The 26,154-nt window shown below is 62.4% G+C and carries 30 protein-coding genes; 10 read left to right on the top strand and 20 right to left on the bottom strand.

Annotation, left to right across the window (positions count from 1 at the left end):
• The first annotated feature begins 50 nt into the window (after positions 1 to 50).
• Together PXK07_RS05450 and PXK07_RS05455 are read left to right on the top strand one after the other, a co-directional pair.
• Positions 51 to 1,142 carry a CaiB/BaiF CoA transferase family protein gene (locus tag PXK07_RS05450; RefSeq protein WP_274847190.1) on the top strand — a complete coding sequence of 364 codons (1,092 nt, stop codon included), beginning with the start codon at positions 51 to 53 and terminating at the stop codon, positions 1,140 to 1,142.
• A gap of 4 nt (positions 1,143 to 1,146) precedes the next feature.
• Complete coding sequence (locus tag PXK07_RS05455) at positions 1,147 to 2,316, top strand: acyl-CoA dehydrogenase family protein (protein ID WP_274847191.1); 1,170 nt, start codon at positions 1,147 to 1,149, stop codon at positions 2,314 to 2,316.
• 16 nt (positions 2,317 to 2,332) lie between these two features.
• On the opposite strand, the gene PXK07_RS05460 is transcribed toward PXK07_RS05455, so the two are convergent.
• On the bottom strand, positions 2,333 to 2,494 hold the full coding sequence (locus PXK07_RS05460; protein WP_274847192.1) for a hypothetical protein: 162 nt from the start codon (positions 2,492 to 2,494) through the stop codon (positions 2,333 to 2,335).
• Between the two features lie 39 nt (positions 2,495 to 2,533).
• Complete coding sequence (gene hemE, locus PXK07_RS05465; RefSeq protein WP_274847193.1) at positions 2,534 to 3,568, bottom strand: uroporphyrinogen decarboxylase; 1,035 nt, start codon at positions 3,566 to 3,568, stop codon at positions 2,534 to 2,536.
• Between the two features lie 111 nt (positions 3,569 to 3,679).
• On the opposite strand from hemE, the gene hemC reads away from it, so the two are divergent.
• Entirely contained in the window at positions 3,680 to 4,639 is a 960-nt protein-coding gene (hemC, locus tag PXK07_RS05470) for a hydroxymethylbilane synthase (RefSeq protein ID WP_274847194.1), read from the top strand.
• 74 nt (positions 4,640 to 4,713) lie between these two features.
• On the top strand, positions 4,714 to 5,658 hold the full coding sequence (locus tag PXK07_RS05475; protein ID WP_274847195.1) for a fatty acid desaturase family protein: 945 nt from the start codon (positions 4,714 to 4,716) through the stop codon (positions 5,656 to 5,658).
• A gap of 7 nt (positions 5,659 to 5,665) precedes the next feature.
• Here the strand turns inward: PXK07_RS05475 and PXK07_RS05480 are convergent, their stop codons facing one another.
• The 5 genes from PXK07_RS05480 to clpS all read right to left on the bottom strand — a co-directional run bounded on the left by PXK07_RS05480 (position 5,666) and on the right by clpS (position 9,739).
• On the bottom strand, positions 5,666 to 6,478 hold the full coding sequence (locus PXK07_RS05480) for a glycoside hydrolase family 25 protein (RefSeq protein WP_274847196.1): 813 nt from the start codon (positions 6,476 to 6,478) through the stop codon (positions 5,666 to 5,668).
• An 87-nt stretch (positions 6,479 to 6,565) separates the two neighbouring features.
• Positions 6,566 to 7,459 (bottom strand): oxygen-dependent coproporphyrinogen oxidase, encoded by an 894-nt coding sequence (gene hemF, locus PXK07_RS05485; RefSeq protein ID WP_274847197.1) that lies wholly within the window; start codon positions 7,457 to 7,459, stop codon positions 6,566 to 6,568.
• A 40-nt stretch (positions 7,460 to 7,499) separates the two neighbouring features.
• On the bottom strand, positions 7,500 to 8,303 hold the full coding sequence (locus PXK07_RS05490) for an SDR family NAD(P)-dependent oxidoreductase (RefSeq protein WP_274847198.1): 804 nt from the start codon (positions 8,301 to 8,303) through the stop codon (positions 7,500 to 7,502).
• A gap of 89 nt (positions 8,304 to 8,392) precedes the next feature.
• The gene (locus PXK07_RS05495) at positions 8,393 to 9,385 is read right to left on the bottom strand and encodes a class I SAM-dependent methyltransferase (RefSeq protein WP_274847199.1); all 993 of its coding nucleotides are present in this window, start codon (positions 9,383 to 9,385) and stop codon (positions 8,393 to 8,395) included.
• Positions 9,386 to 9,397: 12 nt separating this feature from the next.
• Positions 9,398 to 9,739 (bottom strand): ATP-dependent Clp protease adapter ClpS, encoded by a 342-nt coding sequence (clpS, locus tag PXK07_RS05500; protein ID WP_274847200.1) that lies wholly within the window; start codon positions 9,737 to 9,739, stop codon positions 9,398 to 9,400.
• Between the two features lie 86 nt (positions 9,740 to 9,825).
• On the opposite strand from clpS, the gene PXK07_RS05505 reads away from it, so the two are divergent.
• Positions 9,826 to 10,548 (top strand): HAD family hydrolase, encoded by a 723-nt coding sequence (locus tag PXK07_RS05505; RefSeq protein ID WP_274847201.1) that lies wholly within the window; start codon positions 9,826 to 9,828, stop codon positions 10,546 to 10,548.
• Between the two features lie 302 nt (positions 10,549 to 10,850).
• Positions 10,851 to 12,419, top strand: a complete 1,569-nt coding sequence (locus PXK07_RS05510; RefSeq protein WP_274847202.1) for a D-alanyl-D-alanine carboxypeptidase family protein — start codon at positions 10,851 to 10,853, stop codon at positions 12,417 to 12,419.
• 126 nt (positions 12,420 to 12,545) lie between these two features.
• On the opposite strand, the gene PXK07_RS05515 is transcribed toward PXK07_RS05510, so the two are convergent.
• From PXK07_RS05515 to PXK07_RS05550, 8 genes are all read right to left on the bottom strand, one after another.
• Complete coding sequence (locus PXK07_RS05515) at positions 12,546 to 13,292, bottom strand: anti-sigma factor family protein (RefSeq protein ID WP_274847203.1); 747 nt, start codon at positions 13,290 to 13,292, stop codon at positions 12,546 to 12,548.
• On the bottom strand, positions 13,289 to 13,828 hold the full coding sequence (locus tag PXK07_RS05520) for an RNA polymerase sigma factor (RefSeq protein WP_274847204.1): 540 nt from the start codon (positions 13,826 to 13,828) through the stop codon (positions 13,289 to 13,291). The genes PXK07_RS05515 and PXK07_RS05520 overlap by 4 nt, the downstream gene beginning before the upstream one ends.
• A 15-nt stretch (positions 13,829 to 13,843) precedes the next feature.
• Positions 13,844 to 14,236 carry a COG4315 family predicted lipoprotein gene (locus PXK07_RS05525; protein ID WP_274847205.1) on the bottom strand — a complete coding sequence of 131 codons (393 nt, stop codon included), beginning with the start codon at positions 14,234 to 14,236 and terminating at the stop codon, positions 13,844 to 13,846.
• A gap of 140 nt (positions 14,237 to 14,376) precedes the next feature.
• Positions 14,377 to 14,535, bottom strand: coding sequence for a cbb3-type cytochrome oxidase assembly protein CcoS (gene ccoS / locus PXK07_RS05530; protein ID WP_065271273.1), 159 nt, complete (start codon positions 14,533 to 14,535; stop codon positions 14,377 to 14,379).
• A gap of 17 nt (positions 14,536 to 14,552) precedes the next feature.
• Positions 14,553 to 16,736 (bottom strand): heavy metal translocating P-type ATPase, encoded by a 2,184-nt coding sequence (locus PXK07_RS05535; RefSeq protein WP_274847206.1) that lies wholly within the window; start codon positions 16,734 to 16,736, stop codon positions 14,553 to 14,555.
• Between the two features lie 6 nt (positions 16,737 to 16,742).
• On the bottom strand, positions 16,743 to 17,216 hold the full coding sequence (locus PXK07_RS05540) for a FixH family protein (RefSeq protein ID WP_274847207.1): 474 nt from the start codon (positions 17,214 to 17,216) through the stop codon (positions 16,743 to 16,745).
• Positions 17,217 to 17,219: 3 nt separating this feature from the next.
• Positions 17,220 to 18,650, bottom strand: a complete 1,431-nt coding sequence (gene ccoG, locus PXK07_RS05545) for a cytochrome c oxidase accessory protein CcoG (protein ID WP_274847208.1) — start codon at positions 18,648 to 18,650, stop codon at positions 17,220 to 17,222.
• A 172-nt stretch (positions 18,651 to 18,822) separates the two neighbouring features.
• Positions 18,823 to 19,713, bottom strand: a complete 891-nt coding sequence (locus tag PXK07_RS05550; RefSeq protein ID WP_274847209.1) for a LysR family transcriptional regulator — start codon at positions 19,711 to 19,713, stop codon at positions 18,823 to 18,825.
• A gap of 97 nt (positions 19,714 to 19,810) precedes the next feature.
• Between PXK07_RS05550 and PXK07_RS05555 the strand changes: the two genes are divergently transcribed.
• From PXK07_RS05555 to PXK07_RS05565, 3 genes are all read left to right on the top strand, one after another.
• Positions 19,811 to 20,005: a hypothetical protein gene (locus PXK07_RS05555; protein ID WP_274847210.1), complete on the top strand. Its 195-nt coding sequence runs from the start codon at positions 19,811 to 19,813 to the stop codon at positions 20,003 to 20,005.
• Positions 20,002 to 20,175 carry a hypothetical protein gene (locus PXK07_RS05560; RefSeq protein WP_274847211.1) on the top strand — a complete coding sequence of 58 codons (174 nt, stop codon included), beginning with the start codon at positions 20,002 to 20,004 and terminating at the stop codon, positions 20,173 to 20,175. Before PXK07_RS05555 ends, PXK07_RS05560 begins: the two co-directional genes overlap by 4 nt.
• Before the next feature lie 226 nt (positions 20,176 to 20,401).
• Complete coding sequence (locus PXK07_RS05565; protein ID WP_274847212.1) at positions 20,402 to 21,250, top strand: DMT family transporter; 849 nt, start codon at positions 20,402 to 20,404, stop codon at positions 21,248 to 21,250.
• A gap of 58 nt (positions 21,251 to 21,308) precedes the next feature.
• Here PXK07_RS05565 and ccoP read toward each other — a convergent pair whose 3' ends face one another.
• From ccoP to ccoN, 4 genes are read right to left on the bottom strand one after another with little or no spacing between them, the layout of a single operon-like run.
• Positions 21,309 to 22,178, bottom strand: coding sequence for a cytochrome-c oxidase, cbb3-type subunit III (gene ccoP, locus PXK07_RS05570; RefSeq protein ID WP_274847213.1), 870 nt, complete (start codon positions 22,176 to 22,178; stop codon positions 21,309 to 21,311).
• Positions 22,175 to 22,372, bottom strand: a complete 198-nt coding sequence (locus PXK07_RS05575; protein ID WP_274847214.1) for a cbb3-type cytochrome oxidase subunit 3 — start codon at positions 22,370 to 22,372, stop codon at positions 22,175 to 22,177. The genes ccoP and PXK07_RS05575 overlap by 4 nt, the downstream gene beginning before the upstream one ends.
• Before the next feature lie 14 nt (positions 22,373 to 22,386).
• A complete protein-coding gene (gene ccoO, locus PXK07_RS05580; RefSeq protein ID WP_274847215.1) occupies positions 22,387 to 23,115 on the bottom strand; it encodes a cytochrome-c oxidase, cbb3-type subunit II in 729 nt (242 codons plus the stop codon).
• A 14-nt stretch (positions 23,116 to 23,129) separates the two neighbouring features.
• Positions 23,130 to 24,740 carry a cytochrome-c oxidase, cbb3-type subunit I gene (ccoN, locus tag PXK07_RS05585; RefSeq protein WP_274847216.1) on the bottom strand — a complete coding sequence of 537 codons (1,611 nt, stop codon included), beginning with the start codon at positions 24,738 to 24,740 and terminating at the stop codon, positions 23,130 to 23,132.
• A gap of 215 nt (positions 24,741 to 24,955) precedes the next feature.
• Between ccoN and PXK07_RS05590 the strand changes: the two genes are divergently transcribed.
• Positions 24,956 to 25,795 carry a universal stress protein gene (locus PXK07_RS05590; protein ID WP_274847217.1) on the top strand — a complete coding sequence of 280 codons (840 nt, stop codon included), beginning with the start codon at positions 24,956 to 24,958 and terminating at the stop codon, positions 25,793 to 25,795.
• A 69-nt stretch (positions 25,796 to 25,864) separates the two neighbouring features.
• Here PXK07_RS05590 and PXK07_RS05595 read toward each other — a convergent pair whose 3' ends face one another.
• Positions 25,865 to 26,122 (bottom strand): GlsB/YeaQ/YmgE family stress response membrane protein, encoded by a 258-nt coding sequence (locus PXK07_RS05595; protein ID WP_274847218.1) that lies wholly within the window; start codon positions 26,120 to 26,122, stop codon positions 25,865 to 25,867.
• Positions 26,123 to 26,154: the final 32 nt, after the last annotated feature.

Below are 26,154 nucleotides of genomic sequence, written 5' to 3' on the forward strand. Positions count from 1 at the left end.
GGGCCTGCTCTCCCCAGGGGGCGGGCCATCAAGAGGGGGGAGACGACATCATGCTGCAAGGCACCCGCATTATCGAGGTCGAGGGTCTTGGCCCCGGCCCATTCGCTGCGATGACACTGGCCGATATGGGCGCCGATGTGATCTGCATCCACCGCAAGGGCGGCGGTGTCACCCCCGGCATGCCGGAACGTTCGGTACTGGATCGCGGCAAACGCTCGATCGCGCTGGACCTGAAGGATCCCGACGATATCGAGACCTTCATGGCCCTGGTGGAAACGGCCGACGGTCTGATCGAGGGTTTTCGCCCCGGCGTGATGGAGAAACTCGGCATCGGGCCTGAGGCCTGCCATGCCGTGAACCCGAGCCTTGTCTTTGGCCGCATGACTGGCTGGGGCCAGGACAGCGCCCTCTCTCATGCCGCCGGGCATGATCTGAACTATATCTCCCTGTCCGGCGCGCTCTGGTACGGATCGAACCCCGGCGATACGCCGCTGACGCCTGCCACGCTGGTTGGTGATATCGGCGGCGGCGCCATGTATCTGGTGGCGGGCATGTTGGCCGGGATCCTGCGCGCCCGCACCAGCGGCGAAGGATGTGTTGTCGATGCGGCGATCTATGACGGATCGGCCCATATGATGAACCTGTTGATGAGCATCCGTCAGGCCGGAAACTTTGCTGATGCGCGGGGCCAGAACCTGCTGGATGGTCCGCACTGGAGCCGCACCTACGCCTGCGCCGATGGCGGTTTCATGTCGGTGCAATGTCTTGAGCCGAAGTTCTATGCCCAGTTCCTGGATCTGATGGGCCTTGCGGAGGATCCCGAATTCCAGCGCCAGTTCGACAAGGCGCTCTGGCCTGCCCTGACCGGGTGCCTGGCCGGGACCTTCGCCAGCCAGCCCCGCGATCACTGGGCGGGGATCTTCGAAGGCACCGATGCCTGCGTCGCGCCTGTGCTCAGCCCCGGCGAGGCGCTGACACACCCCATGAATGCCCGCGGCACCTGGGTCGAAGCCCATGGCGCGCTGCAGGCCGCCCCGGCACCGCGATTCTCTGGCACTGGCGACTGGACCGCGCCCGAAAGCCCCGCACGGGGGCAGCACGCAGATGAAATCCTGGCCGAACTGGGCCGCAAGAAGGACTGAAGCCATGACAGCCCAAACGACAGCGCATGTCTCACCCTGGATGAATGACGAGCTCACGATGCTGCAGGACAGCTGCCGCAGCTTTTTCACCGCCGAGATGACCCCGCACGAGGAACGCTGGCAGAAACAGGGCCATATCGACCGGGAGTTCTGGAACAAGGCCGGGGAGTTCGGCCTGCTCTGCGCCAGCGTCCCCGAGGAATATGGCGGCATGGGCGGCGATTTCCGCCACGAGGCGGTGATCACCACCGAACAGTTCCGCGCCGCCGGGTTTTCCGGCTTTGGCAACTCGGTCCACAGCCAGATCTGTGCAGGCTATATCCTCGACTACGGCACCGAGGATCAGAAGCGGCGCTGGCTGCCCAAGATGGCCAGCGGCGAAATGGTCTGCGCCATCGCCATGACCGAACCCGGCACCGGGTCGGACCTGCAGAACATCAAGACAAATGCCCTGCGGGACGGCAACGACTATGTGCTCAGCGGCTCCAAGACCTTCATCACCAATGGCCAGCAGGCCGATCTCGTCATCGTGGTCTGCAAGACCGATCCCGCGCTTGGCGCCAAGGGGATCTCGCTTCTGGTGGTGGAAACCGAGGGCGCCGACGGGTTCGCCCGTGGCCGCAACCTGGAAAAACTGGGCCTCAAGAGCCAGGACACATCGGAGCTGTTCTTTGACGATGTGCGCGTGCCGCCCGAGAACCTGCTAGGCGGGGTCGAGGGACAGGGGTTCTACCAGCTGATGAAGGCGCTGCCGCAGGAACGGCTGGTGATCGCCCTGGGGGCTGCCGCCGTGATCGAGAGGGCGCTGGAGGACACCGTCGCCTATACCTCGGAGCGGCGCGCCTTTGGGCAAGCCCTGATCGAGATGCAGAACACCCGCTTCAAACTGGCCGAGGCCAAGACCATCGCCCATATCGCCCGGGTGTTCCTGGATGACTGCGTCACCAAGCACCTGCGCGGAGAGCTGGACGCCGCCACCGCTTCGATGGCGAAATGGTGGGTGACGCAGATGCAATGCGACGTGGTCGACGAATGCCTGCAGCTGCATGGCGGCTACGGCTACATGCTGGAATACCCGATCGCCAATATGTACGCCGATGCCCGCGTGCAGAAGATCTACGGCGGCTCCAACGAGATCATGAAGGAACTGATCGCCCGCACCCTGACGCAATAGCGCCAGGGGCATCGGGTCAGCCGTCCTTCTGGGCGGCGGCCTTCTTCATCCGGGCCAGCAACTCGGCCTTGCTCTCACGCTTGCTATAGGGGTTCTTCTCGGTTCCCTTGGCATTGTGCTCGCTATGCCGGGGCGCGTTGCGGCCCAGTTTTGGGCCGCCCTGTTTGCCGTAATCCATTGTCCACTCACATCCTGTCTGAAATGCTGCGACGCGCGATCAGCCCTCGCGGACCGTGTCGATCATCAGCTGCACGTTGTCCGGGTTTGCATCGGGTGTGATGCCGTGGCCCAGGTTGAAGATATGCGGCCCACCGCGCAAGGCGTTGACGATATGGCGGGTCTCGTCGATCAGCTCCTGACCGCCGGTCACCATGTGGCGCGAGGCAAGGTTGCCCTGCACGCAGCCATCCACCTGCACATGTTCCGCAACCCACTCGGGCGTCACCGAGTTGTCCACTGCAACGCAATCGACACCGGTCGCCTTGGCAAAGCCGATATAGCCCTCGCCCGCCTCGCGCGGGAAACCGATGACCGGAATGCCCGGGTGGCGTTCTTTCAGCGCAGCGGTGATCTGGCGGCAGGGTTCCAGCGCGTAGTTCTGGAAGTCCTCGCCTTTCAGCGATCCCGCCCAGCTGTCAAAGATCTTGACCACCTCGGCGCCCGCCTCGATCTGTTTTGACAGGTAATCGATGGTCGCCTCGGTGATCCGCGCCAGAAGGGATTCGAACAACGGACGGTTTTCCGCCTTCAGCGCGTGCGCTGGTCCCTGATCCGGGGTGCCGCGTCCCGCGATCATATAGGTCGCCACGGTCCAGGGCGCCCCGGCAAAACCGATCAGCGCCGTCTCGCTCGGGAGTTCCCGTTTCAGGATCTTCAGGGTCTCGTAGATCGGGTTCAGCGTCTCGTGAATGTCGCTGACCGGTCCCAGCTTGGCAAAATCCGCATCGGTGGTGATGGTGGACAGGCGCGGGCCTTCGCCGGTCACGAACCACAGATCGGCGCCCAGCGCCTGCGGCACCAGAAGGATATCGGCAAACAGGATCGCCGCATCGAACCCGTAGCGGCGGATCGGCTGCAGGGTGACCTCGGCCGCCAGTTCGGAATTGTAGCACAGCGACAGGAAATCCCCGGCCTCGGCACGTGTTGCGCGATATTCCGGCAGATAGCGACCGGCCTGGCGCATCATCCAGATCGGCGGCACATGCTGTTTTTCACCTGCCAATGCGCGCAGCAGTTTCTTCTGTTCGGCCATGGGATCCCTCGCTTGTCTCTGGCTTACTGAGGTCTAGCCAAAGCGGCAAATTGTCAAGGGCAGTGAGCCTCATGCTTGTCACGGCATAATGTCGCGAATAAAGGTTCTGACATGACACAGAACCTGCCCTCCCCCGCCTCGCCCCTGAAGATCGGCACCCGTGGATCGCCCCTGGCGCTGGCCCAGGCGCATGAGACGCGCGATCGTCTGGCCGCCGCATTCGACCTGCCGCAGGACGCGTTCGAGATCGTGGTGATCAAGACGACCGGCGACAATCAGGCGCTGATCGCGGCGGATCGCCCGCTGAAGGAGATCGGCAACAAGGGTCTGTTCACCAAGGAAATCGAAGAGGCCATGCTGAGTGGCGGCATCGACATTGCCGTTCACTCGATGAAGGACATGCCGGTGGCGCAGCCCGAAGGGCTGGTACTGGATTGCTACCTGCCGCGCGAGGACGTGCGCGATGCCTTTGTCTCTCCCAGCCTGTCTTCCATCGCCGATCTGGCACCGGGGGCGGTGGTGGGCACCTCCTCCCTGCGGCGGCGTGCGCAGCTGCTGAACCGGCGTCCCGACCTGCAGGTGGTCGAGTTCCGCGGCAACGTGCAGACCCGGCTGAAGAAGCTGGCCGATGGCGTGGCCGATTGCACCTTCCTTGCCATGGCGGGCCTCAACCGCCTAGGCATGAGCGATGTCCCCGCAACCGGCATCGATACGGATGACATGCTGCCCGCCGTGGCGCAGGGGGCCATCGGCATTGAACGGCGCGAAGGGGACAGCCGCGCGGCCGATATGCTGGCGGCCATCCACGACCTGGAAACCGCCCAGCGCCTGGGGGCGGAACGCGCCTTCCTGGCGGCGCTGGATGGCTCCTGCGAAACGCCGATTGCGGGACTGGCGGAACTGGACGGCAGCACCCTGCGCCTGCGCGGCGAAGTGCTGCGTCCCGATGGCTCAGAAGCCCTGCAGGATGCCCAGAGCTGCGCCATCGAGGACGGCCCAGCCCTGGGTCGCGAAATGGCTGCGAAACTGCTGGCGCAGGCCGGAACAGGCTTCTTTGACTGGCGCGGGTAACGCGTCCTGACGCCACGCCCTTCTTGACCGGAGCGCCCCTGCCCTGAACACTTCGGGGCGGGAGGACTGCGATCATGACACCGGGAAAGACCTATCTCACTTCGGATGAAATCCGCCCCCTGGCCGAACGATCAGACTTGATGGGGCTGTGGCTGCTCATGCATTGCTGGGGCACCATCGCACTGGCGCTGACGCTGTTTGCGCTCTGGCCCAATCCCTTGACCTTTGTGCTGGCAATCATGGTGATCGGCTCGCGCCAGCTGGGGCTGGCGATCCTGATGCATGAGGCCGCGCATAACGCCCTGTTCAAGACCCGCCGCCTGAACGAGATCGCCGGAGACTGGCTCTGCGGGCGGCCGATCCTGGCCGATCTTGCCGCCTATCGGCACTATCACCTGACCCACCACCGCTTTACCCAGACCGAGAAGGACCCGGATCTGGTGCTCTCGGCCAAGTTTCCCACCTCCCGCGCCTCCCTGCGGCGCAAGTTCACCCGTGATCTGACCGGGCAGACCGGGATCAAGCAGCTGGTCGGGCAAATCCTGATGTCGCTGCAACTGGCCGGGGATGAGGATGCGATCAAGGCGGCCAATTCCGATTTCGCCCAAAGCTTCAAGGCGCCGCGCCTCTGGGGGGCACTGCCAGTCTTTCTTGGCATCACCCTTCTGTTCAGCCTGATCGGAGACTGGTGGTGGGGGCTGGCCTTCTGGCTGCTGCCCTATCTGACCTGGTTCCAGTTCGTGCTGCGAGTGCGCAACATTGCCGAGCATGGCGCCACGGAACAGTCCGAGAATCCGCTGCAGAACGTGCGTACCACACGGGCCGGACCGATCGCCCGGCTGCTTGTGGCGCCCTATTGGGTGAACTACCACCTGGAGCATCACATGGTGATGCATGTGCCCTGCTGGCAGTTGAAATCCATGCACGCCCTCCTGTTGGACAAGGGGCTGGGAGAGCAGATGCGCATTGCACGCAGCTATGGTCAGGCCCTATCAGAGGCAGGCTGGCGCCGCGCCTGAGCGCCAATCATGGCTTTAGCTGACCGGACCAGCGCAGCCAGGTTTCGGGACTGTCGTGAAAGACGTTGAGATCCACGTCTCCCTCGATACCCGACACCCGCCCCGTCCCCGAATACTGCCAGAGCCGCCAATAGGCGGCAGGGTAGGTCTTGCGTGGATGTCCTGCGACCGAACGCAGCCAAAACTCCACCCCTTTCAAGCGTCCGATCCCGGTTTCGGCAAAGAAATCCACTGTGGTGTAGATCACCGGACGGCGCCCGTAGTGGGCTTCGAGGATGTTCAGGAACTTGCGCGCTTCGGTCCGCACCCTGGCCCCATCCGGGCGCAACCGGCAGGTCTTTGAATGGGGGTTCCATTCCATATCCAGCACATGTGGAAGCGCGCGGGCATCCTTTGGAACATTTCGAATGAACCAACGCGCTTGCTGTTCAGCGGGACGACAGAAATAGAAGTAGTGATAGGCGCCGCGTGGAAGCCCGGCCCGGCCCGCCGCACGCCAGTTTTCCCGAAACATCGGATCAACCAGATCGCCGCCCTCGGTCGCCTTGAGATAGGCAAAGGACACCCCTGCCCGTTTGGCCTTGGCCCAGTCGATCTCCCCCTGCCAGCGAGAGACATCAATGCCGTGGATGGCATAGGAATAGGGCGTTCGCCCCTCCCAGGAATGGGGATCGCTATCGCCGAACCTCGGGAAGGTCACAAGCTCAGAAAGCTGTTCAGCATCGGGGCGTTGAGTCGGCGCTGATTGCTCTGGTTCGGGCGGTTGCCCGCAGCCGGACACCCCCAGGACAAGAACCAAGGCAAGCCAAAACCGGAGCATAAGCCCCCCTCAAATAAAAACACTCAACACCGCAAGCATAGCCTCACCGCGGTGCGCAGAGAAAGCCCTGTGATGAGCGCGGCCCGGTCACACCCATTTTGCCATTGGCGGCAGGCTCATCAGCACCGCATTGGCATCGTGACCGGTTTCCAGGCCAAACTTGGTCCCCCGGTCATAGACCAGGTTGTATTCGGCATAGAGACCGCGATGCACCAACTGCGCGTCCTTGTCTGCCGCATCAAAGGGTTGCACCCGACGTTTTTCCACCAGGGGCAGATAGGCGGGCAGGAAGGCGCGACCGATGTCCTGGGTCAGGGCAAAATCCGCCTCCCAGTCGCCGGTGCAGCGGTCATCCATGAAGATGCCCCCCACCCCGCGCGCACGTTTGCGGTGCGGGATATAGAAATACTCGTCCGCCCATTCCTTCAGGCGCGGATAAAGATCGGCGCCATGCGGATCGAGATGCTGTTTCTGCTGGGCATGGAAATGCGCCGTGTCCTCGTCATATTCGATGCAAGGGTTCAGGTCCGAGCCGCCCCCGAACCACCAGGCATGCGGCGTCCAGAACATGCGGGTGTTCATATGGACCGCAGGCACATGGGGGTTCTGCATATGCGCCACCAGCGAAATGCCCGAGGCCCAGAAGCGCGGATCCTCTTTCATGCCGGGAATGCCCTTGCGGGCCGCCATGGCATTTTGCGCCCGTTCCCCAAGGGTGCCATAGACCTCGGAGATATTGACGCCGACCTTTTCAAAGACACGGCCGCCGCGCATCACGCTCATCAGCCCGCCACCGGCATCCGATCCGTCCTCGGAGGTGCGGGAGGTCTCGCTCACCTCGAACCGTCCGGGCGCCTGATCGGCAAAGGGGCCGGTGTCATGGCTGTCTTCCAGCGCTTCGAAGGCGGCGACGATGTCATCACGCAGGGCGCGGAACCAGGCGGCGGCACGGGATTTCTGATCTGTCATCTCAGCGGTCATAAGCGGGTCTCTTTGGGTCTTGTTTCTGGGGCACGCGGGGTCAGTGAACCGGGGCGGCAACGGAATCAAGCAGAGTGCGCCCGCCGTCCACCGTCAGGATCTGCCCGGTCATAAAACCGGAGGCATCAGACGCCAGATACTGCGCCGTCTCGGTCAGTTCCGTCGGCGCCGCAATCCGGCCCAGCGGCGTGTGTTTTTCAATATCCTGGCGATAAGCGCGGTTGTCTTTCAGGGTATCGCGCAGCGAAGCGCTCATCACCGAGCCAAAGGCGATCGAATTCACCCGCACCCCATGGGGGGCATAGGAGACCGACAGGGAGCGGGTCAGCTGGTCCAGCGCCGCCGAGGCGACCGAGTAGGCCATCAGATCAGGATGCGTGCGCCGAGCAGCGATGGAGGAGAGGTTGATGATCGCACCGCGCGGCGTGCCCGGCTCGCGCCCTTCGCCCTGCTTGATCATGCGCCGCGCCACCTGCTGCGACAGGCGCAGACCGGGCAGCAGGTTTTCCGTCAGCAGCAACTCGAGCGAATCGTCCTTGGGGTCCAGCGGATCGCTCGGCACCACCTGGCGGGCGCCATTGACCAGGATATCCACCTCCTCGAAGGCGTCGATGGTGGCCGACAGAAGGTTGGCGATGGTCAGCCGTTCACGCAGATCACCCGCGAAATAGCGGATATTGCCATCCTCGACCTGCTCTCCGAGCTCGGCGATCAGGGTGGCCTCACTGGTATCGGCAAACATCACGTTTGCGCCCTCATCGGCAAACCTCTTGCCAATCGCGAGCCCGATCCCGCTTGAGGCACCGGTCACGATGGCGGTCTTGCCGGAAATCGAGAAGGACATGCGGACACTCCGAAGATTGGGGAAAGGTTGCGCAAACTGGGGCGGAGGTTAGACCGGAGCGCACCGTTTGAAAACCGGCAATAGAAGCCCTAACGCCGCAGCTTTTTCGGGCGGCTGGCGTGCAGGACCTTGAAACGATTGTCCCCGGCCACCTCTTCCACATGGGCAAAGCGCTGCGACAGGGTTGTCTCATAGGGCAGATGCCGGTTGGCGACCATCCACAGGCTCCCCGAGGCGGTCAGCATCGAAGCGGCCGCGACAATGAAGGCCTGCCCCAGCTCGGGCTCGGCGCTGCGGCCGCTGTGAAAGGGCGGGTTCATCACCACGGCATTCATCGCGCCGGGGGCCTTCCAGGCTTGCACATCGGCCCAGTGAAACGCCGCGCGTGGATCATCGACGTTGCGGCGCGCGCACGCCAGCGCATCGTGATTGGCCTCCACCAGATGCAGCTCCTCGACCTCGGCATGGGTCAGGATCTGACGAGACAGATACCCCCAGCCCGCACCCAGATCGGCCACCGCCCGACCCGGTTTGCCAGGCAGGGCCTCGGCCAGCAGCCGGGAGGCCGGATCGATGCCATCGGCAGAAAACACCCCCGGCAGGGTCAAGAAGCCCTCGACCGTGGTCTCTGCCTCGGGCAGCCAGTCCGACAGGAGGTCTTTTTCGCCATCGAACCAGAACACCTTGCCATGCGCCTTGGAAACGGCCGCAGAAGGAGAGGTCGCCTTGCGCAACGCCTTGTAGATCGAATCGATCCCATCCGTCTTGGCGCCATCCACCAGCACCGGACCATCCGTCGCGGTCGCGGCTTGCGCCACATTCATCCGCGCCTGCACCTTGGCCCGCGGCAGGAACACCACCGCCGCGGCAAAGCGCATATCCGCAGGCAAATCCGGGCGGCAGTCGTACCCTTGGGCGGCAAAGGCATCATATTCGGCCCGCATCGGCTGGATCAGCAGCAGCCTGTCCTTGGGCAGCGCTGCCAGGTCATGATCCCTGCGCGGATGGAATACGGCGATGCGCCCCTCTTCGGGCAGCGCAAAGCCGCCCGTCTCAAGCGCGAGCGACAGGCGTAGGGACATCTTGGGACCTCTTCAGTCTTCTTTTTCCATGGTGCATTGCAGCGGATGCTGATGCCGACGGGCGAAATCCATCACCTGGGCCACCTTGGTCTCGGCGATCTCATGGCTGAACACCCCGACCACTGCCAGGCCTTTCTTGTGCACGGTCAGCATGATCTCGAAGGCCTGCGCATGGGTCATGCCAAAGAACCGCTCCAGCACCATCACCACGAATTCCATCGGCGTGTAGTCATCGTTCAGCAGCAGCACCTTGTAACGTGGCGGGCGCTGGGTTTTCGGCCGGGTCTTGGTCAGGACACCAAGATCGGTATCGTCATCCGAGTTGTCCGTCATCATCACTGGCTGAAGCGGCATGGCGTCTGTTTTCCGGTCGTGCTTGGATTGGTATTCTCGCATATATAGCGGTTTGAGCGCGCAGGAAAAGGGAGTGTGTTGCAGCAATGGGCGGCAAATTGACAACAATCGGCTTTGATGCGGACGATACGCTCTGGCACAACGAGCGGTTCTTTCGAGTCACCCAGGAGCGATTTGCCGAATTGCTGCAGGACCACACACCGCTGGATATGGGCGCGGATGCCCTGGCCGCGCGGCTGCTGGACGCGGAGAAACGCAACCTTGGCCGCTATGGCTACGGGGTCAAGGGCTTCACCCTGTCGATGATCGAAACCGCGATCGATGTCACCGACTCGCAGGTCCCCGCCCATGTCATCAAGGAACTGATCGTGGCCGGGCAGATGATGCTCTCCTACCCGATCGAACTGCTACCCCATGCCCGCACGGCGGTCGAACAGCTGGCGGATCGCTACCGGATCATCCTGGTGACCAAGGGCGATCTTCTGGACCAGGAGCGCAAGCTGGCGCAATCCGGCCTGGGCGAGATGTTCGACGGGGTCGAGATCGTCTCGGAAAAGACCCCCGCCATCTACACCGAGATCTTTGAGCGCCACGGCGATGGCGCGGAACGTGCGATGATGGTGGGCAATTCCATGCGCTCGGATGTGGTGCCGATGATCGAGGCGGGCGGCTGGGGCACCTATGTGCCGCATGGGTTGGTCTGGGAGGTCGAACATGCCGAAGCCCCGGAGGGTCACGCACGGTATCACGAGATCCCAGATCTGGGCCAGCTTCAGGACCTGATCGACGTGGTGCTCTCGCATCCCTGATCCGCATCGGACAAATCACCAAACAGCAGCCTGCGACATGTGGCAGGGCCGCATCACTTGCGCCCGCCACCGCGGCGCAATCCCGCCAAAACGCCCGAATTTACGAGTTTTTTTGTCAACACTTTCTTAACCAACGACTTATCTTGCGGCACCGGCCCCTCCTTACCACAAGATATGGGCGAAAGCGCGCTGAGCCCAAGAGATGCGGCCCAAGCAAGTTATTTATTCCGAAGGCAACACATGCTACGATTTGCTTAAAGCAGCAAAATCGTCAGCCGGAAAACCGGCGGCATGAGGCAGAAATGGCAGATATCGAACAGGTCAGGTTTCATCCTGTGACCTTTGCCCTGGGGGTGATGCCCCGCCAGGTGGCTTGGGTTCTGGGTGTTGTTCTCACAGTTGTGCTTGCGGGCCTTGCCCCACCCAAAGCCTTGGCCGCGCCCTATGCGGCGATGGTGATGGATGCGCGCACCGGTGAAGTGCTGCATTCGCGCAATGCCGACACCCGCCTGCACCCGGCCTCTCTGACCAAGATGATGACGCTCTATATCGCCTTCGAGGCGGTGCGAAACGGTGAGATCACCCTGGACACCAAGGTCCGCATCAGCAGCAATGCCGCCGCCGAGCAACCGTCAAAGCTGGGGCTGAAATCGGGCCAGCGCATTGCCCTGCGCTATCTCATTCGCGCGGCGGCGGTGAAATCCGCGAATGACGCCGCAACCGCCATCGGCGAGGCGCTGTCCGGTTCCGAGGCCGCCTTTGCCCGCCGCATGACCCGCACCGCCAAGGCGCTTGGCATGTCCCGCACCACCTTCAAGAACGCCCATGGGCTGACCGAAAGCGGCCATATGTCCACGGCCCGTGACATGACCACCCTGGGGCGGCATATCCTTTACGACTATCCCGAGTACTACAATCTCTTCTCCCGCAAGTCCGCCGATGCGGGCGTGCGCACGGTCCCCAACACCAACCGCCGCCTGCTCGCCGCCTACAAGGGCGCCGACGGCATTAAGACGGGCTACACACGGGCTGCCGGCTTCAACCTTGTCGCCTCGGCCAAGCGCGGCAACGAGCGGATCATCGCAACCGTCTTTGGCGGCAAGTCCTCCACCTCGCGCAATGCCAAGGTGGCTGAACTCCTGGACCTCGGCTTTCGCCGGGCGCCATCGCAGGCGAAACTGCGCAAACCCGCGGTGCCGACCTATGTAGGCAATCAGAACATCACTGTGGCAGACAACGCGCCCGATGGCGCGGCAGGCAAGACCATCCGCGTCAGTGGCAGCGTGAAGACCAGCCTGCGTCCCCGCCTGCGCCCCCAGGTGCTCGAGGCACCGGTTCTTGTGGCAGAGGCGCAGACTACCAGCGAAGACACCGCAGCGACAGATATCACAGACACCATCGCCGCAACGGCACCGCAACGGCTGGACCCCGAGGTGCTGCAGGCCAGCGTTCAGGCGGCCATGGCCGAGGCCAAAGTGGTGCCCGCTTCCGCCCCGGCGCCAACCGATGTCACCACCGTCAATACCGTCTTCAAGGGGCTGCGCCCGGTGCCCCGTCCCAGCCACCTGACCGATGCAGGCAGCGCCGCCCAGCCGGAACCGGTTGTGGTAACGCGACTTTCAACCTCGGGCGGGCGCTACTGGGGCATCAACGTCGGCCGCTACACCAGCCGCTACAAGGCCGAGAAGGTGCTGCTGCGCACCGCCCTGTCGGAAATGGAGACCCTGAACGGCACCCTGCGCAAGGTCGCCAAATCCAAACAGGGCTTCGAAGCCAATTTCCTCGGCATGACCAAGGAAGGAGCCGAACTGGCCTGTCGGCGGCTCAATGCCCGCAACGTGAGCTGCGAGACCCTGGGGCCTGCATCCTAAAGCGCTACGCCAATAACTTGAGACACGAATACCCTGCCATGCCTGTGGCAGGGCATTCGTATCGCTTGTTGTTTCCGGTCAAAGACAGAGCGCTGTAGACGTGCCGCGATCAGGACAAACCCAACCCTAAATGAGTTGCCCATGAATTGAATGGGCAATCGCGCCCATCGGTTCGCGCGGCGCATCACCGATCAGCGAATACTGCCACGGCCCGTCCTGCCAGTAGACTATGAGAAACCCGTCCTCTTGCTGAAAGCGGAAGGATTGGCTTTGCACCGTCTCCCCATGGGTGGCGAGGAGACTGAGCCGATCCCCTTTTTCATTCTCATACATGAACAGGGCAGATGCACGATCCCCCGCAGGCAAAAGCCGGCCGCCAATCAGAGAATAGCCGCTCTCGCCAAGCTCAGGCGCGATAATGGCAGCACCAAGCCGGTTTGAAAGCCAGGTCTGCAAGTGGTCCTTTTCAGAGGCTGCCACTTCAACCGGATGCAGCACTTCACTGACATATAGCGCATGCGCCGCCTTTGCCTGCAGGGCAAAGGCGGTCAGATCTTTTTCCTCACCGCCGGGTTTCAGCGGCAGCACGGCTCCAGCCCCAAGCCCGACAGCAAAGATCACAATGGAAGCGGCAATTCTAAAGATGGGGCCTGGCCCGGCGCCCTTTCGCTTGCGCAAGGCCAAAAGGTGAGCAGCCGAGGGCACAGGAACCGATTGGTCGATCAGTGCCGTCTGCCGCTGCAACCTGTCGTGCAAGGCCGCGTCGTCAGGGTGCGACATCAAATGCCGCATCAGATGATCCCGCTCGTCCTGCGAAAGCTCGCCGTCAATGCTACGCTGGATCAACTCTTCTATCGAGGTTTCCAGAGTCATTTCACGCTCCTGATCTTGGTCTTCGGCGACGTATCCATTTCGATTTTGATTTTAGCGCGGGCACGAGAAATCCGCGACATCAACGTCCCCCTGGGAATGCCCAGTGCGGCGGCGGCTTCTTCATAGCTCAATCCACCCACGACAACGGCCAGCAAAGCCTCTTTCTGGGCCTGCGGAACCGTCTCAAGGGATTTCCAGATCGCCTTGATTTCCAGTCGTTCCTCGGGGCTGCCGGTGACTGCGGCCAGATCACCGACCTGATCGAGATCGACCGATCTGTACCGTGTCTCGCGGCGCCATTGATCCCGGTAGATATTGAGAAGGATTTTGGTCAGCCATGGCTTCAAAGGCCGCCCCGGAAACCACAGCAGGCGCTTGCGCAGCGCCCGCTCAATGCAGTCCTGGACCAGATCATCAGCCGCGTCGCGATCCCGCGTCAGCGACCAGGCGTAGCGCCAAAGATCGGGCAGGCAGTTTTCAAGCTGTATGTCAAAAGACGAGGTCATCATGAAAAGCCGGGGATGCGCGTTGCCCATCCCCGGTACCTTTGCTCAAGGGCGCGCGATATGCCAGACGCCTTTGACTCCATCGCCGGTCATATCGCCGGGGTTCTGGTCCTTGAACCACAGATAGAGCGGCTGCCCCTTGTAGACCACCTGCGTGGAGCCATCCTTGCGCGCGATCACGCTATAGCCTTTCGGCAGCTCCATTCCCGCCTCACCAAACAGGGGCGGCCATTTGGTTGCACAGTCGTCGTAACAGTTGGAGACGTTCTTTTGGTCCTTGTCGAACGTGTAGAGCGTCATGCTCTGCGCATCCATCAGATAGGTCTCACCGTTGAACTTTCCGGTCACGGCGGGTTGGGAAACATGACCGTCAGCATGAGCGGAGACGGCAGTGACGACCAGCGCGATGCTGGCCAGGGCGATTGATTTCAGTGACATGATCTCTCCGAGGTGTTGAAGCCTGCCAAGCTGCAGACACAACACCTACGGATCTGAGATGACTTTATTCCCGGTCACAGGAATTATTTTGAACAGGCTTCAAAATTACAGGCGACCCTGTCCCTGACCTGCGACCCGTTTCAAGGTTTCGGGTGGTCATCCCATTCATCGCTCAGGATCCGGCGGGCATCGCCTTCGGGATCGTCATACTGATTTGAGCGTACCGTGTAGATGAAGGCCACAAGCGCCGCCCCGCCCAGGATCAGCGAGATCGGGATCAGGTAAGAGAGAACACTCATGCGGCGGGCCTTTCGGATCAGGATTTCAGCCGCAGCGCGTTCAGCGATACGGTAATGGAAGAGCTAGACATCGCCAGTGCCGCGATCAAGGGGGTTGCCAGCCCCGCCACCGCCAGGGGCACCGCGATTACGTTGTAAAGCGTCGCCAGGCGGAAGTTCTCGCGAATGCGGCGGATCGCCTGACCGGCAACACCGCAGGCCTCGGCAATGGGCTCCAGATCCTGCCCCAACAGAACAATGTCCGAGGCGACGCGAGCCGCATCCAGGGCCGAGGCCGGAGAGATCGACACATGCGCCGCCGCCAGGGCTGCGGTGTCGTTCAGACCGTCACCGACCATCAGCACCTTCTTGCCCTGGTCAGCCAGCATCTGAATGCGCGCAGCCTTATCCTCGGGCAGGGCTTCGGCCACCCATTTTTCAATGCCAAGACGGTTCGCCAGGGCCTCCACCGCGCCGGTGGTGTCGCCCGAAATCAGCAGCACCTCCTTGCCCGCCGCCTGCAGCGCCCGCACGGCCTCGGCGGCACCGGGACGCAGCGCATCGGTAAAGCGGAAGCCACGCGGTTTGCTGCCCTCTCCGGTATCGAGCCAAGCCGTGGTCTGGCTGCCCTGCGCAGCCCCCACCCAGGCGGCACGCCCCAGGCGCACCCGGCGGCCCTGATACAGACCTTCGGTGCCATAGCCCGGAACCTCGCGCAGGTCTGTGACATCAGCGGGCGAAATCCCCGCCTCGCGGGCGGCACGCACCAGCGCGACCGACAAGGGGTGCGACGACGGCGTCGCCAGGGCCAGGGCGATCTCCAGATCGCTGCGGGCCATCTCATCCAGGCTGACCAGCTGTGGCGTTCCGGCAGTCAGCGTCCCGGTCTTGTCAAAGACCACGGTATCGACACCGGCCAGGCGCTCCAGCGCCGTGGAATGCTTGATCAACATGCCCTTCTTGAACAACCGTCCCGAAGCCGCCGTGGTCACCGCCGGCACAGCCAGGCCCAGTGCACAGGGGCAGGTGATGATCAGCACCGCCGCCGCGATATTGAGCGCGGTGCGCACATCGAAGGTGTAGAGATACCAGCCCACAAAGGCGAGTGCCGACAGGATATGCACCCCCGGCGCATAAAGCTTCGCGGCGCTGTCAGCCAGCGAGGTATAACGTGAGCGGCCCGATTCCGCGATGGCCACCAGATCGGCCATACGGTGCAGCGAGGTTTCCTCTCCTACCGCTGTGGCGCGGATGGTCAGAGGGCCGGTCAGGTTCACCTCACCTGCAGACACCGCCGTACCGGGGGCTGCGAATACCGGCAGGGTCTCACCGGTCAAAAGGGAACGGTCGAGCTCGGAATGCCCCTCGGTGACCTCGCCATCCATCGGCATGCGCCCGCCGGGGCGCACCAGGATCAGATCGCCAATTGCCAGATCTGCCACCGGCACCTCATATTCCTGCCCATCCAGCAGGCGCGTGGCGCGGGGGACTTCCAACGCGGCCAGTTCCTGCGCCGCAGAGCGCGCCACCGCGCGGGTGCGGTAATCAAGGTAGCGCCCGGCCAGAAGAAAGAAGGTCAGCGTCAGCGCCGCATCGAAATAGGCGTGCTCGCCCGACAATGACGTCTCCCACAGGGAGGTCACCAGCGCCAGAACCAGCGCCAGCACGATCGGCACGTCCATGTTGAGCCGCCCGACCTTCAAGGCGCTCCAGGCGTTCTTGAAGAACGGTTGCGCGGAAAAGATGATCGCCGGGAAGGTGATCGCCGCCGAGATCCAGTGGAACATGTCCCGCGTCGCATCCGACGCCCCGGACCAGACCGAGATCGACAAGAGCATCACATTCATCGAGGCAAATCCGGCAACCGCCAGCCGCATCAACAGGTCCCGCCCCGCCTTGTCGTTATGGGTGGCCGCCAAGGCTGTCAGGTCCAGCTCATGGGCCTCATAGCCAAGGCCTTCAAGTACCGGGATCAGATCGGCGGCACGCAGATCCGGCTCGGCCTCGATCAACGCCCGTTTCAGCGTCAGGTTCACCCGCGCCGAGTGGATTCCGGGATAGGCATTGAGCGCCCGTTCCACCGCCGAAATGCAGGCCTGACAGTGGATCGTGGGCAGGGACAGCGCCAGACGCGCCTCTGTCGGGGCCTGTTCCACAGCCTCGGATGGGGCGGCGACACAGCCCGGGCATACCGCCATCTGAGGGCGCATCTGAGCGGTCATCGCCTCTTACCCCTTGGTTACATGCAGCAGGACCCGCTGGGTGAACTCGGTGCCGTTCTTGGCCCGCGCCACCATGCGGATATTCCAGTTACCCGCCCCCAGATCGGCAGGTGCCACATAGGCTTGCCCGTCGAACTGGAAATCGGGTTTCTGATCGTCCTTCACATGGGTTGCGCGCCCCAGGGTCGCGGTCAGCTTGGCGACCTCCACGGGCTTGCCCTCCCGGTCGGTGATCTCGAGCTTCACCACCCCCTCTTGGGCAGAGGCATAGACCGACCAGCCCAGGGCCTCTTGCGCGGCCCGGCGAATGTCGAACTCCTGGCTGGCAACATAGGAGTTCTTCACCTCCAGCCCCGGAAAGGTTTTTACCGCATTCACCGCCAGCGCGATATTGACGCTGATGATCACCGCAAAGGCGCCGACGAAGACCATCAACGCATGGCGGCCTGTGAACTCACGCTGGGGTTTATCCGGGGCCATGGTTCAGTTTCCTTTCCCGTTGAAGGTGGTGTCCTTATAGGCGCGCTCGCCGTTGCCCAGGTCTTCGACCCAGATCCGGACCGGGGTGGATTCGGCTAGGGAGGACGGCGCGCCTTTCGGCGTAACGATATAGACCCGCTGCAGGAAGGCGGTATCCGCAGGCACCTCGACCGAGGCATAGGGTGTGCCTTCCAGCTGGATGCGCATTTCCGGCTCGCCCTTGATCGACAGCTGGAATTGGCGCGGCTCACCGTGTTTGTTGCGCAGACGCACATCATAGGTATTGCGGACCGACCCGTCCGACAGGGTGACAAAGGTCGGGTTGCGCACCGGCGCCACCGTCAGGTCGATGTCGGGGCGGATGAACAGCGCAAAGACCAGCGCAATGCCGACCACCGACCACAGCGCGGTATACATGATGGTGCGCGGCCGCAGGATGTGTTTCCAGACGCTGCGCGGCGGTTGCCCCGCACGTTCGCCCGCCTCGTCCGACAGGGCCATGTAATCGATCAGCCCGCGCGGCTTGCCGATCTTGGCCATCATGTCATCGCAGGCATCGATACACAGGGCGCAGGTGATGCATTCCAGCTGCTGCCCGTCGCGGATGTCGATCCCCACGGGGCAGACGTTGACGCAGGCCATGCAATCGATGCAATCGCCCAACTGCTCGGCCTCGGCGGATTTGCGGTGCTTGCCGCGCGGCTCTCCGCGCCATTCGCGGTAACCGACGGTCAGCGTGTCCTCATCCATCATCGCGGCCTGAATACGCGGCCAGGGGCAGGCATAGATGCAGATCTGCTCGCGCGCGAACCCGCCGAAGAAGAAGGTGGTCAGCGTCAGCACCAGCATGGTGGTATAGGCGATCGGATGGGCGTTCAGCGTCACCAGGTCAACCAGCAGAGTCGGCGCATCGGCAAAGTAGAAAATCCAGGCACCGCCCGTGGCCAGACCGATCAGGAACCAGGAGACCCATTTGGTGACCCGCAGCCGGGCCTTGCGGAAATCCATCTTCTTCTGGCGATGCAGGCGCAGGCGCGCGTTGCGGTCGCCTTCGATCCAGCGCTCGACCAGGATGAACAGGTCGGTCCAGACCGTCTGCGGACAGGCATAGCCGCACCAGACCCGGCCCAGAGCCGAGGTAAACAGAAACAGCCCAAGGCCGGCCATGATCAGAAGGCCAGCCACAAAATAGAATTCATGAGGCCAGATCTCGATCCAGAAGAAGTAGAACCGACGGTTGGCCAGATCCAGCAGGACCGCCTGATCCGGCAGCGATGGCCCCCGGTCCCAGCGGATCCAGGGCGTCAGGTAATAGATGCCGAGCATCACGGCCATCAGATACCATTTGAGATTTCGGAAAAAACCGGAGACGCGCCTTGGAAAAATCGGCTCCCTGGCGGCGTAAAGGCTTGGGGCGGGATCGGAATCGCTCACGGACTCACTCCACTAACTTGGATCTTATCCTTGGGGTTCTCACAGAAGCAGCATGCCACAGCCTTGACGTGGATCAAAAAGCGTATCGAGCAAATATCTTTTGAATGCGCAATTTCCCTTGTTTTGCAGACCTAACCCAACGGAAGTCCCCCGTTCACACATCTGTGAAAACTCAAAGCCCGCCGCCCTCGGGCAGCTGACGATGCCGTCTGAGCCAGGAAATGAACTTGCGCGCCTGCGGACGCAGGACGCCTGGCACGGTCGCAATATGATAGCCGCGCGAATCCTCTTCGGTGAACAGAGCTTCCAGCCGCCCGGCGCGCAGGTCTTCCGCGACGAAGGCCTGCACGCTGACCGCAATGCCCTGCCCGTCGCGCACCGCCTCCATCAACAGGTTTCCAGGCAGGCGGATCCGGGATCCGCGCAGAGCGTCGTCCACGCCGCGCGAGGTCAGCCATTTGGTGGCTTCCGTGGTGCCAAGCTCCTCCAGCCAGGGAAAATCCAGCAGATCCTGAGGCGATGAAACCCGCTGCCCTTCCAGCAGATGCGGAGCCGCAACCACGGTCATGGGCGACTGCAGCAGGGGCTCGGTCTCAAGCCCGGCCCACTGCCCTGCCCCGTATCGCACCGCGATATCGATCCCGCCCGGTGTCAGTTCGACCAGCTCACCCACCGGATCCAGAACCAGATCCACATCCGGATGCAGGGCGCGGAACTCGGCCAGGCGCGGCATCAGCCATTGCGCCGCAAACATCGGCGTGCAGGTGATATGAAGCGGCCGCGCCGCGCCAGAGGTGGTGAGATCCTGAACCGCGGTCTGGATCGTGCTGAAGCCCAGCTGCAGCCCGCGAGCCAGATGGGCCCCGTCCTGCGTCAAGCTGAGGCCACGCCCATTGCGTTCCAGAAGCGCCACGCCCATGTGGCGTTCGAGCGCGCGCAACTGCTGGCTAATGGCAGCATGGCTAACATTGAGCGCCGCCCCCGCCTTCACCACATTTCCGGTTTCGGCAAAGGCTGAAAAGGCCCTGAGCGCGGCCAATGGTGGCAGAGAGATCCACTCCATTTGTAATCTCACCTTACATAATGGCTTTTTTCCTGACTCGCATGAATCCCGGTTTGGCGCAACATGGACGCCAGTACCAAACCCAGGAGACATCGCCATGCTGACCGATATCTACGCCCGCGCCATGATCACTGCGACCCGCCAAAACACCATCTGCCTGCGGGAGATGCCTGCGGCGGCACGCCCGCTGCCGGTGCCAAAGACAGGCCTGGGCAGGCTGAAAGCCCGGCTCAAACGCCTGAGCCGCCGCCCTGCCGGGCAGATCCGCTGCATCGATCCGCAAAACATTTGAAAAAAGAAGCGTCGGCTTTTCAGGAAACGCGCGAACAGATCGAAAAGCCGACGCTTGAACCCGTCTTGCCAGCACGTCGGCGCGAACGGGATGAAAAAGACCCGGCAGAAGAGCAGGAACGAGGTGTTTCAGAGGCCTGCCGGATCTATCTCTGTGTTGAGATCATATAAGCACAGGCTGCCGCAGATGGATTTGACACGGATCAAATCGGCACGAAAAATGCGCGCCTTCGACCATGGGTTTGCGTGATTTTCATGCGATCCGCCGCCCCTGCCACCGGGGCTGTGCCCCCGATTTCTTGTCCGCTGAGCCATGCGGTGATATCGCCAAGACATGGGCTCCCCGTTTTCCGATCATCGTGCCGGGACACCTCCGGTTTTTCTTGCCGGACTCGGCGTGTTCTTTGCCTCCTTTTGCTTTGGCCTGCTGCCCTATTTCGCGCGCAGCCTCAGCGATCAGGGCATGCCCTCCCATGTCATCGCCTTTCACCGATTCACGCTTGCGGCCCTGATCCTGTCCCCGCTGCTGATCGCGCAACGGGCGAAGATGCGGGCAATCCTGTGGGGGATGGGGGCTGGCGCCGCGATGGGTCTGGGCTGGATCGGATATGTCACCGCCCTGCGCAGCGCGCCGGTATCGGTGGTCGGGGTGCTATATATGACCTACCCGGTGTTCACCCTGCTCATTGCCTGGCTGCTGTTTCGCGATCGCCCCTCCTTGCGGGCGGTGGGTGCTGCTGCCCTGATCGTTGCGGCGGCGGTCTTGGCCAGCCGCCCCGGCGCAGTTCCCGTTGCGGTGATACCGCTCCTGATCCTGTCCCTTGCCGCACCTTTGGGGTTTGGTCTGGGCATCACGGTTCTGGTCTATCGCCTGACCGCCCTGCCTCCGCTGGCACGAATCGCGGCGGTGTCCCTTGGATCCGTTCTCGGGCTGCTGCCCTTGGTTCTCGGCACCGAGAGCGCCCGACTGTTCCCACAGGACGGGGCTGGCTGGATGCTGTTGCTAGGCATTGCCATTGGAACCGCCCTGGTGCCGCAACTGATCTATGCAACCTGCGCTCCACTCGTTGGCGCTGCCCGCACTGCGGTGATCGGCAGCATTGAGCTGCCCACCATGTTCGCGGTCGGTGTCCTTGCCTTCGAGGAACGGATCACTCTGCCGCAAGGCGTCGCTTGTGCGCTGATCCTCACGGCCATCCTTCTGAGCAACAAAGGTGCCGTAGCCCCCGTTAGCTGCCCCAAATAGAAAGAGGGCCGCCCAGCGGGCAGCCCTCATTGGCAATCATAAAGTGGCCAGAGGTGATTTACTCACCGCCACCCAGCTGGTGCACATAGGCGGAGACGGCGCGGATTTCCGCTTCGCTCAACCGGGTGTTCCAGGCAGGCATCACGCCATAGCGCGAATTGGTGACCGTCTCGGTCAGTGCTGCGTAGTCACCACCATAGAGCCAGATCGCATCGGCCAGGTTCGGAGCGCCCTGGGCGCGATCACCCGTGCCGTCTTCCATGTGGCAGGAGGAGCAGTTGTCCTCGAACAACACGGCACCGGCTTCGACCTTGGAGGCATCCTGCGCCTCACCCGAGAGCGACATGACGAAGTTCACGACCTGGTCGATCTCTTCGGCTTCCAGCAGCTCGTCCCGGCCAAAGGCAGGCATCTCGGAGTAGCGCGCTTCGTCGCTGTCCTCGTTGCGGATACCATGGGCGACGGTTGCGTGGATGTCCTCCACCGAACCACCCCAAAGCCAGTCATCGTCCAAGAGGTTGGGATATCCCTTGGCACCCGCCGCACCCGAACCGTGACACTGGGCGCACCAGGTCTTGAACACGGCGGAGCCCGCCGACACGGCATAGGAGTTCAGGTCCGCATCTGCCGAAATCTCGGTCAGCTCGGTCTCGACCAGCTTGGCGTTGACCGGGGCGTTTGCCTCGTCAACGGCTGCGATTTCCGCCGCGACATCGGCGCGGGTCGACCAGCCCAGAACCCCGGCGGTGGCCGAGTTGATCATCGGCCAGGCCGGATAGGCGATGGTATAGCCGATGCCCCAGATGATGGTCAGGTAGAAGGTCCAGAGCCACCAGCGCGGCATCGGGTTGTCGAATTCCTCGATCCCGTCCCACTCGTGGCCGGTGGTGTTCGGATCGCTGTCGAACTTCTGCGATTTCTTACTCATGTCCGCGCCTCCTTGGCTTGACCCTGTGCAGGGGCGGGTTTGTCATCGTGACGGAAAGGGATATCGGCCGTGTCGCGGTAGACCCGGCTGCTGCCCGGGCGAAACACCCAGACAACAACCCCAATGAAGAAGGCGAACAGCATCAGCAGCATCCAGCTGTCTGCGAACTGCCGCAGGAAAGTATATTCTTCCATATCCTCCTCCGACCTTAGCGGCTTGCATCCGGGGTGAAGGTCGAGAAGTCGACCAAGGTCCCCAGCATCTGCAGGTAGGCGATCAGGGCATCCGCTTCGGAAACACCCGGCTGACCATCAAAGTTGCGCACGTTGATGTCCTCGCCGTAGCGCTCCAGCAGACCGTCGTAATCGCTGTCAGGATCCGCCTGTGCGGCAAAGTCTGCCTGGGCCGCTTCGACCATCTCGTCGGTGTAGGGCACACCCAGAATGGCGTTGGTGGCCATGATATCGCCGATGTATTTGCCATCCAGCATGGTCCGCTCGAGGAAGCCATATTTGGGCATCACCGATTCCGGCACCACCGACTGCGGGTCACGCAGGTGATCCACGTGCCACTCGTCCGAGTAGCGGCCACCCACACGGGCCAGATCCGGCCCGGTGCGTTTGGACCCCCACTGGAACGGGTGGTCATACATGGACTCTGCCGCCAGCGAGTAGTGACCATAGCGTTCGACCTCGTCCCGCATGGGGCGGATCATCTGGCTGTGGCACACATAGCAGCCTTCACGGATGTAGATCTCGCGTCCGGCCATCTCCAGCGGGGTGTAGGGGCGCATGCCCTCCACCTCTTCGATGGTGTTTTCCAGCCAGAACAGCGGTGCGATCTGCACCAGACCACCGATGGTCACAACCAGGAAACTACACACCAGAAGGAGGGTCGCGTTGGTCTCGAGGATCTTATGTTTGTCGAGAATTGCCATTTGTCCGGCCCTCCTTATTCAGCCGGGACCGAGACCGACAGGCTGGCTTCTTTAGCCGGGGCCCGACGGACGGTCATCCAAAGGTTGTAGCACATGATGACGGCACCGGTGACGTAGAGCACACCACCCAGACCACGCACCACATACATCGGAAGCTTGGCGGCAACGGTGTCGGCAAAGGAGTTCACCAGGAACCCGTTCGCATCCACTTCACGCCACATCAGGCCTTCCATGATACCGGTCACCCACATGGACGCGGCGTAGAGCACGATACCGATGGTGGCGAGCCAGAAGTGCCAGCTGACCATCTGCAGCGAGTAGAGACGCTCGCGCTTCCACAGTACCGGAACCAGGAAGTAGAGCGCACCGAAGGTGATCATACCGTTCCAGCCCAGCGCACCGGAGTGCACGTGACCAATGGTCCAGTCGGTGTAGTGCGACAGGGAGTTCACGGCGCGGATCGACATCATCGGACCTTCGAAGGTGGACATGCCGTAGAAACCGACCGAGATCACCATCATGCGGATCACAGGGTCCGTGCGCAGCTTGTCCCAGGCGCCCGAAAGCGTCATCAGACCGTTGATCATACCACCCCAGGAGGGCATCCACAGCACGATCGAGAACACCATGCCAAGGGTCGAGGCCCAGTCAGGCAGCGCGGTGTAGTGCAGGTGGTGCGGACCGGCCCAGATGTAGATGAAGATCAGCGCCCAGAAGTGGATGATCGACAGCTTGTAGGAGAACACCGGGCGTTCGGCCTGTTTTGGGATGAAGTAGTACATCATGCCGAGGAAGCCCGCGGTCAGGAAGAAGCCCACGGCATTGTGGCCATACCACCATTGCACCATCGCATCCTGCACACCCGGCCAGACGATGACCGACTTGGAACCCCAGATGGAAACCGGGATGGTCAGGTTGTTGACCACATGCAGCATGGCAACGGTGACGATGAAGGCCAGGTAGAACCAGTTCGCCACGTAGATATGCGGCTCCTTACGCTTGATCAGCGTGCCGAGGAAGACGGCAAGATAAGCGACCCAAACGATGGTCAGCCACAGGTCGACGTACCATTCCGGCTCGGCGTATTCCTTGGACTGGGTCCCGCCCAGCAGGTAGCCGGTCGCGGCCAGAACGATGAACAGCTGATAGCCCCAGAACACGAACCAGGCGAGGTTTCCACCCCACAGCCGCGCCGCCGAGGTACGCTGCACCACGTAGAAGGATGTCGCCAGCAGCGCGTTGCCGCCAAAGGCGAAGATCACCGCCGAGGTGTGCAGCGGACGCAGGCGACCGAAGTTGGCAAAGCCCTGCGCCCAGTCGAAGTTCAGCACCGGGAAGGCCAGCTGGAAGGCAATGAACGTGCCCGCCAGAAAGCCCACGACACCCCAGAAGGCGGTGGCAATGACACCGGCGCGCACGACGCTGTCAAAATACTCGTGTTCCAGACCGCCCGCGGCCAGTGCTGGCTCGTCGGTGCGGCGAAGGGTGTAGAGGAAAAGACCGCCCGCCACGAGCATGACAATGATGGCATGCACCTGGTAAGCTAGATCCCGCGCGAAATTGATCCCCATCATCGCAAAGAGCGTGACGAGACCAAGCGCTATCAGCTTGATATAATTAGACATCTTGCGTCCCTTTAACATGTACCGCGCGATTCTTCCGCCACGCGGGACCTTTTTAGACCGGGTTTGTGATGCAAAACGTGCCTGATCCACGCATTGATCTGCATCAAGACAATCGCGAAACAACTGTGACACATCATTTTTAGCACAACCAATGAAACGCGCGTCCGCTTGGAGTTTTTGCGCTATTTCCACCAAGCGGCGAAAAGGGGCGAAGCATGACCTATAAAACGCTATTGACCGTTCTGACCGACAAGAACACCGCCGCCGCGCCGCTGGCCCAGGCCGCGGCGCTGGCCGATCATTTCTCCGGCCATACCGAAGCCCTCTGTCTTGGCGTCGACCGGACCCAGACCGGCTATTACTATGCCGGCGCCAATGCCATGATCATCCAGGAGGCCATGGTGCGGGCACAGGAAGAAGCCGCCGAGCTTCAGTCCCATGCCACCGGCGTCCTGCAGCAACTGGGCGCGCCGTTTTCCACCGATGTCGCGATTGCCCCGATCGCCGATCTGGGCCGCCATGTGGCCCGCCACGCGCGGTTCTCGGATCTGGTGGTGCTGGGCAAACCCTATGGCGAAGGCATCGGGGCCGAAGCCGAGCCGGTGGTCGAGGCCGCCCTGTTCGAAGGCCGCACGCCGGTTCTCGTCGTCCCGGAAAAGGCCGAGCCGATCACCCAGCCCAAGACCGTTCTTCTGGCCTGGAACGAAAGCATCGAGGCGATGACCGCAATCCGCAAGGCCCTGCCTTTCCTGACCAAGGCCGACACCGCGCGGATCATTGTCATCGACCCACCACAGCACGGCCCCGAACGCTCGGATCCCGGCGGCATGCTGGCGCAGATGCTGGCCCGCCATGGCGTCAAATGCGAAATTGACGTTCTGAGCAAGACCATGCCGCGCGTGTCGGACATCCTCAATCGTCATGCCACGGACACCGCTGCTGACATGATCGTGATGGGCGCCTATGGCCATTCGCGCTTCCGCGAGGCGATCCTGGGCGGCGCCACCCGCAATATGCTGGAAAAGGCAACCGTACCCGTCTTCATGGCGCACTGAGTGCATTGCCCATTTCCATGACAAAAGGCGCCCCATATGTGGGCGCCTTTTTCATTTGATGGAAACGGCTTAGCCCGCCTTGCGGATCAAGCCGATCAGGAACAGCAGGATCACGGCTCCGATGGTGGCATGCAGGATGGACGCCAAGGCGCCGCCACCGACAGAGAAGCCAAGCGCCGGGAAGATCAGCCCGGCCAGAAAAGCGCCGACGATCCCGATGATGACATTGCCGATCAGACCGAATCCGCGCCCCTGCATGATCTTTCCCGACAACCACCCCGCCAGGGCGCCGATGATCAGCATTCCCATCACGCTTTCGAACTGCATCGCATTCCCTCTCTTGCTCAGTGCAGCCTAGC

It is taken from the genome of Phaeobacter sp. QD34_24, from assembly GCF_028890115.1.
Taxonomy (GTDB): domain Bacteria; phylum Pseudomonadota; class Alphaproteobacteria; order Rhodobacterales; family Rhodobacteraceae; genus Phycobacter.

Bases quoted from the DNA above. Each gene is read 5' to 3' on its own strand.
- PXK07_RS05490 (WP_274847198.1), bottom strand. From the start codon at position 8,303: ATGTCCTTCTCGATTTCCGGCAAGACCGCCATCGTGACCGGTGCCTCA.
- PXK07_RS05525 (WP_274847205.1), bottom strand. From the start codon at position 14,236: ATGTCACTGAAATCAATCGCCCTGGCCAGCATCGCGCTGGTCGTCACT.
- ccoS (WP_065271273.1), bottom strand. From the start codon at position 14,535: ATGAGTGTTCTCTCTTACCTGATCCCGATCTCGCTGATCCTGGGCGGG.
- PXK07_RS05505 (WP_274847201.1), top strand. From the start codon at position 9,826: ATGGGCGGCAAATTGACAACAATCGGCTTTGATGCGGACGATACGCTC.
- PXK07_RS05550 (WP_274847209.1), bottom strand. From the start codon at position 19,713: ATGGAGTGGATCTCTCTGCCACCATTGGCCGCGCTCAGGGCCTTTTCA.
- PXK07_RS05595 (WP_274847218.1), bottom strand. From the start codon at position 26,122: ATGCAGTTCGAAAGCGTGATGGGAATGCTGATCATCGGCGCCCTGGCG.
- PXK07_RS05515 (WP_274847203.1), bottom strand. From the start codon at position 13,292: ATGACTCTGGAAACCTCGATAGAAGAGTTGATCCAGCGTAGCATTGAC.
- PXK07_RS05520 (WP_274847204.1), bottom strand. From the start codon at position 13,828: ATGGGCAACGCGCATCCCCGGCTTTTCATGATGACCTCGTCTTTTGAC.
- PXK07_RS05590 (WP_274847217.1), top strand. From the start codon at position 24,956: ATGACCTATAAAACGCTATTGACCGTTCTGACCGACAAGAACACCGCC.
- PXK07_RS05575 (WP_274847214.1), bottom strand. From the start codon at position 22,372: ATGGAAGAATATACTTTCCTGCGGCAGTTCGCAGACAGCTGGATGCTG.
- hemC (WP_274847194.1), top strand. From the start codon at position 3,680: ATGACACAGAACCTGCCCTCCCCCGCCTCGCCCCTGAAGATCGGCACC.
- PXK07_RS05555 (WP_274847210.1), top strand. From the start codon at position 19,811: ATGCTGACCGATATCTACGCCCGCGCCATGATCACTGCGACCCGCCAA.
- ccoN (WP_274847216.1), bottom strand. From the start codon at position 24,740: ATGTCTAATTATATCAAGCTGATAGCGCTTGGTCTCGTCACGCTCTTT.
- PXK07_RS05480 (WP_274847196.1), bottom strand. From the start codon at position 6,478: ATGCTCCGGTTTTGGCTTGCCTTGGTTCTTGTCCTGGGGGTGTCCGGC.
- PXK07_RS05455 (WP_274847191.1), top strand. From the start codon at position 1,147: ATGACAGCCCAAACGACAGCGCATGTCTCACCCTGGATGAATGACGAG.
- hemF (WP_274847197.1), bottom strand. From the start codon at position 7,459: ATGACCGCTGAGATGACAGATCAGAAATCCCGTGCCGCCGCCTGGTTC.
- PXK07_RS05540 (WP_274847207.1), bottom strand. From the start codon at position 17,216: ATGGCCCCGGATAAACCCCAGCGTGAGTTCACAGGCCGCCATGCGTTG.
- PXK07_RS05475 (WP_274847195.1), top strand. From the start codon at position 4,714: ATGACACCGGGAAAGACCTATCTCACTTCGGATGAAATCCGCCCCCTG.
- PXK07_RS05450 (WP_274847190.1), top strand. From the start codon at position 51: ATGCTGCAAGGCACCCGCATTATCGAGGTCGAGGGTCTTGGCCCCGGC.
- hemE (WP_274847193.1), bottom strand. From the start codon at position 3,568: ATGGCCGAACAGAAGAAACTGCTGCGCGCATTGGCAGGTGAAAAACAG.
- clpS (WP_274847200.1), bottom strand. From the start codon at position 9,739: ATGCCGCTTCAGCCAGTGATGATGACGGACAACTCGGATGACGATACC.
- PXK07_RS05495 (WP_274847199.1), bottom strand. From the start codon at position 9,385: ATGTCCCTACGCCTGTCGCTCGCGCTTGAGACGGGCGGCTTTGCGCTG.
- PXK07_RS05535 (WP_274847206.1), bottom strand. From the start codon at position 16,736: ATGACCGCTCAGATGCGCCCTCAGATGGCGGTATGCCCGGGCTGTGTC.
- PXK07_RS05460 (WP_274847192.1), bottom strand. From the start codon at position 2,494: ATGGATTACGGCAAACAGGGCGGCCCAAAACTGGGCCGCAACGCGCCC.
- PXK07_RS05510 (WP_274847202.1), top strand. From the start codon at position 10,851: ATGGCAGATATCGAACAGGTCAGGTTTCATCCTGTGACCTTTGCCCTG.
- ccoO (WP_274847215.1), bottom strand. From the start codon at position 23,115: ATGGCAATTCTCGACAAACATAAGATCCTCGAGACCAACGCGACCCTC.
- ccoP (WP_274847213.1), bottom strand. From the start codon at position 22,178: ATGAGTAAGAAATCGCAGAAGTTCGACAGCGATCCGAACACCACCGGC.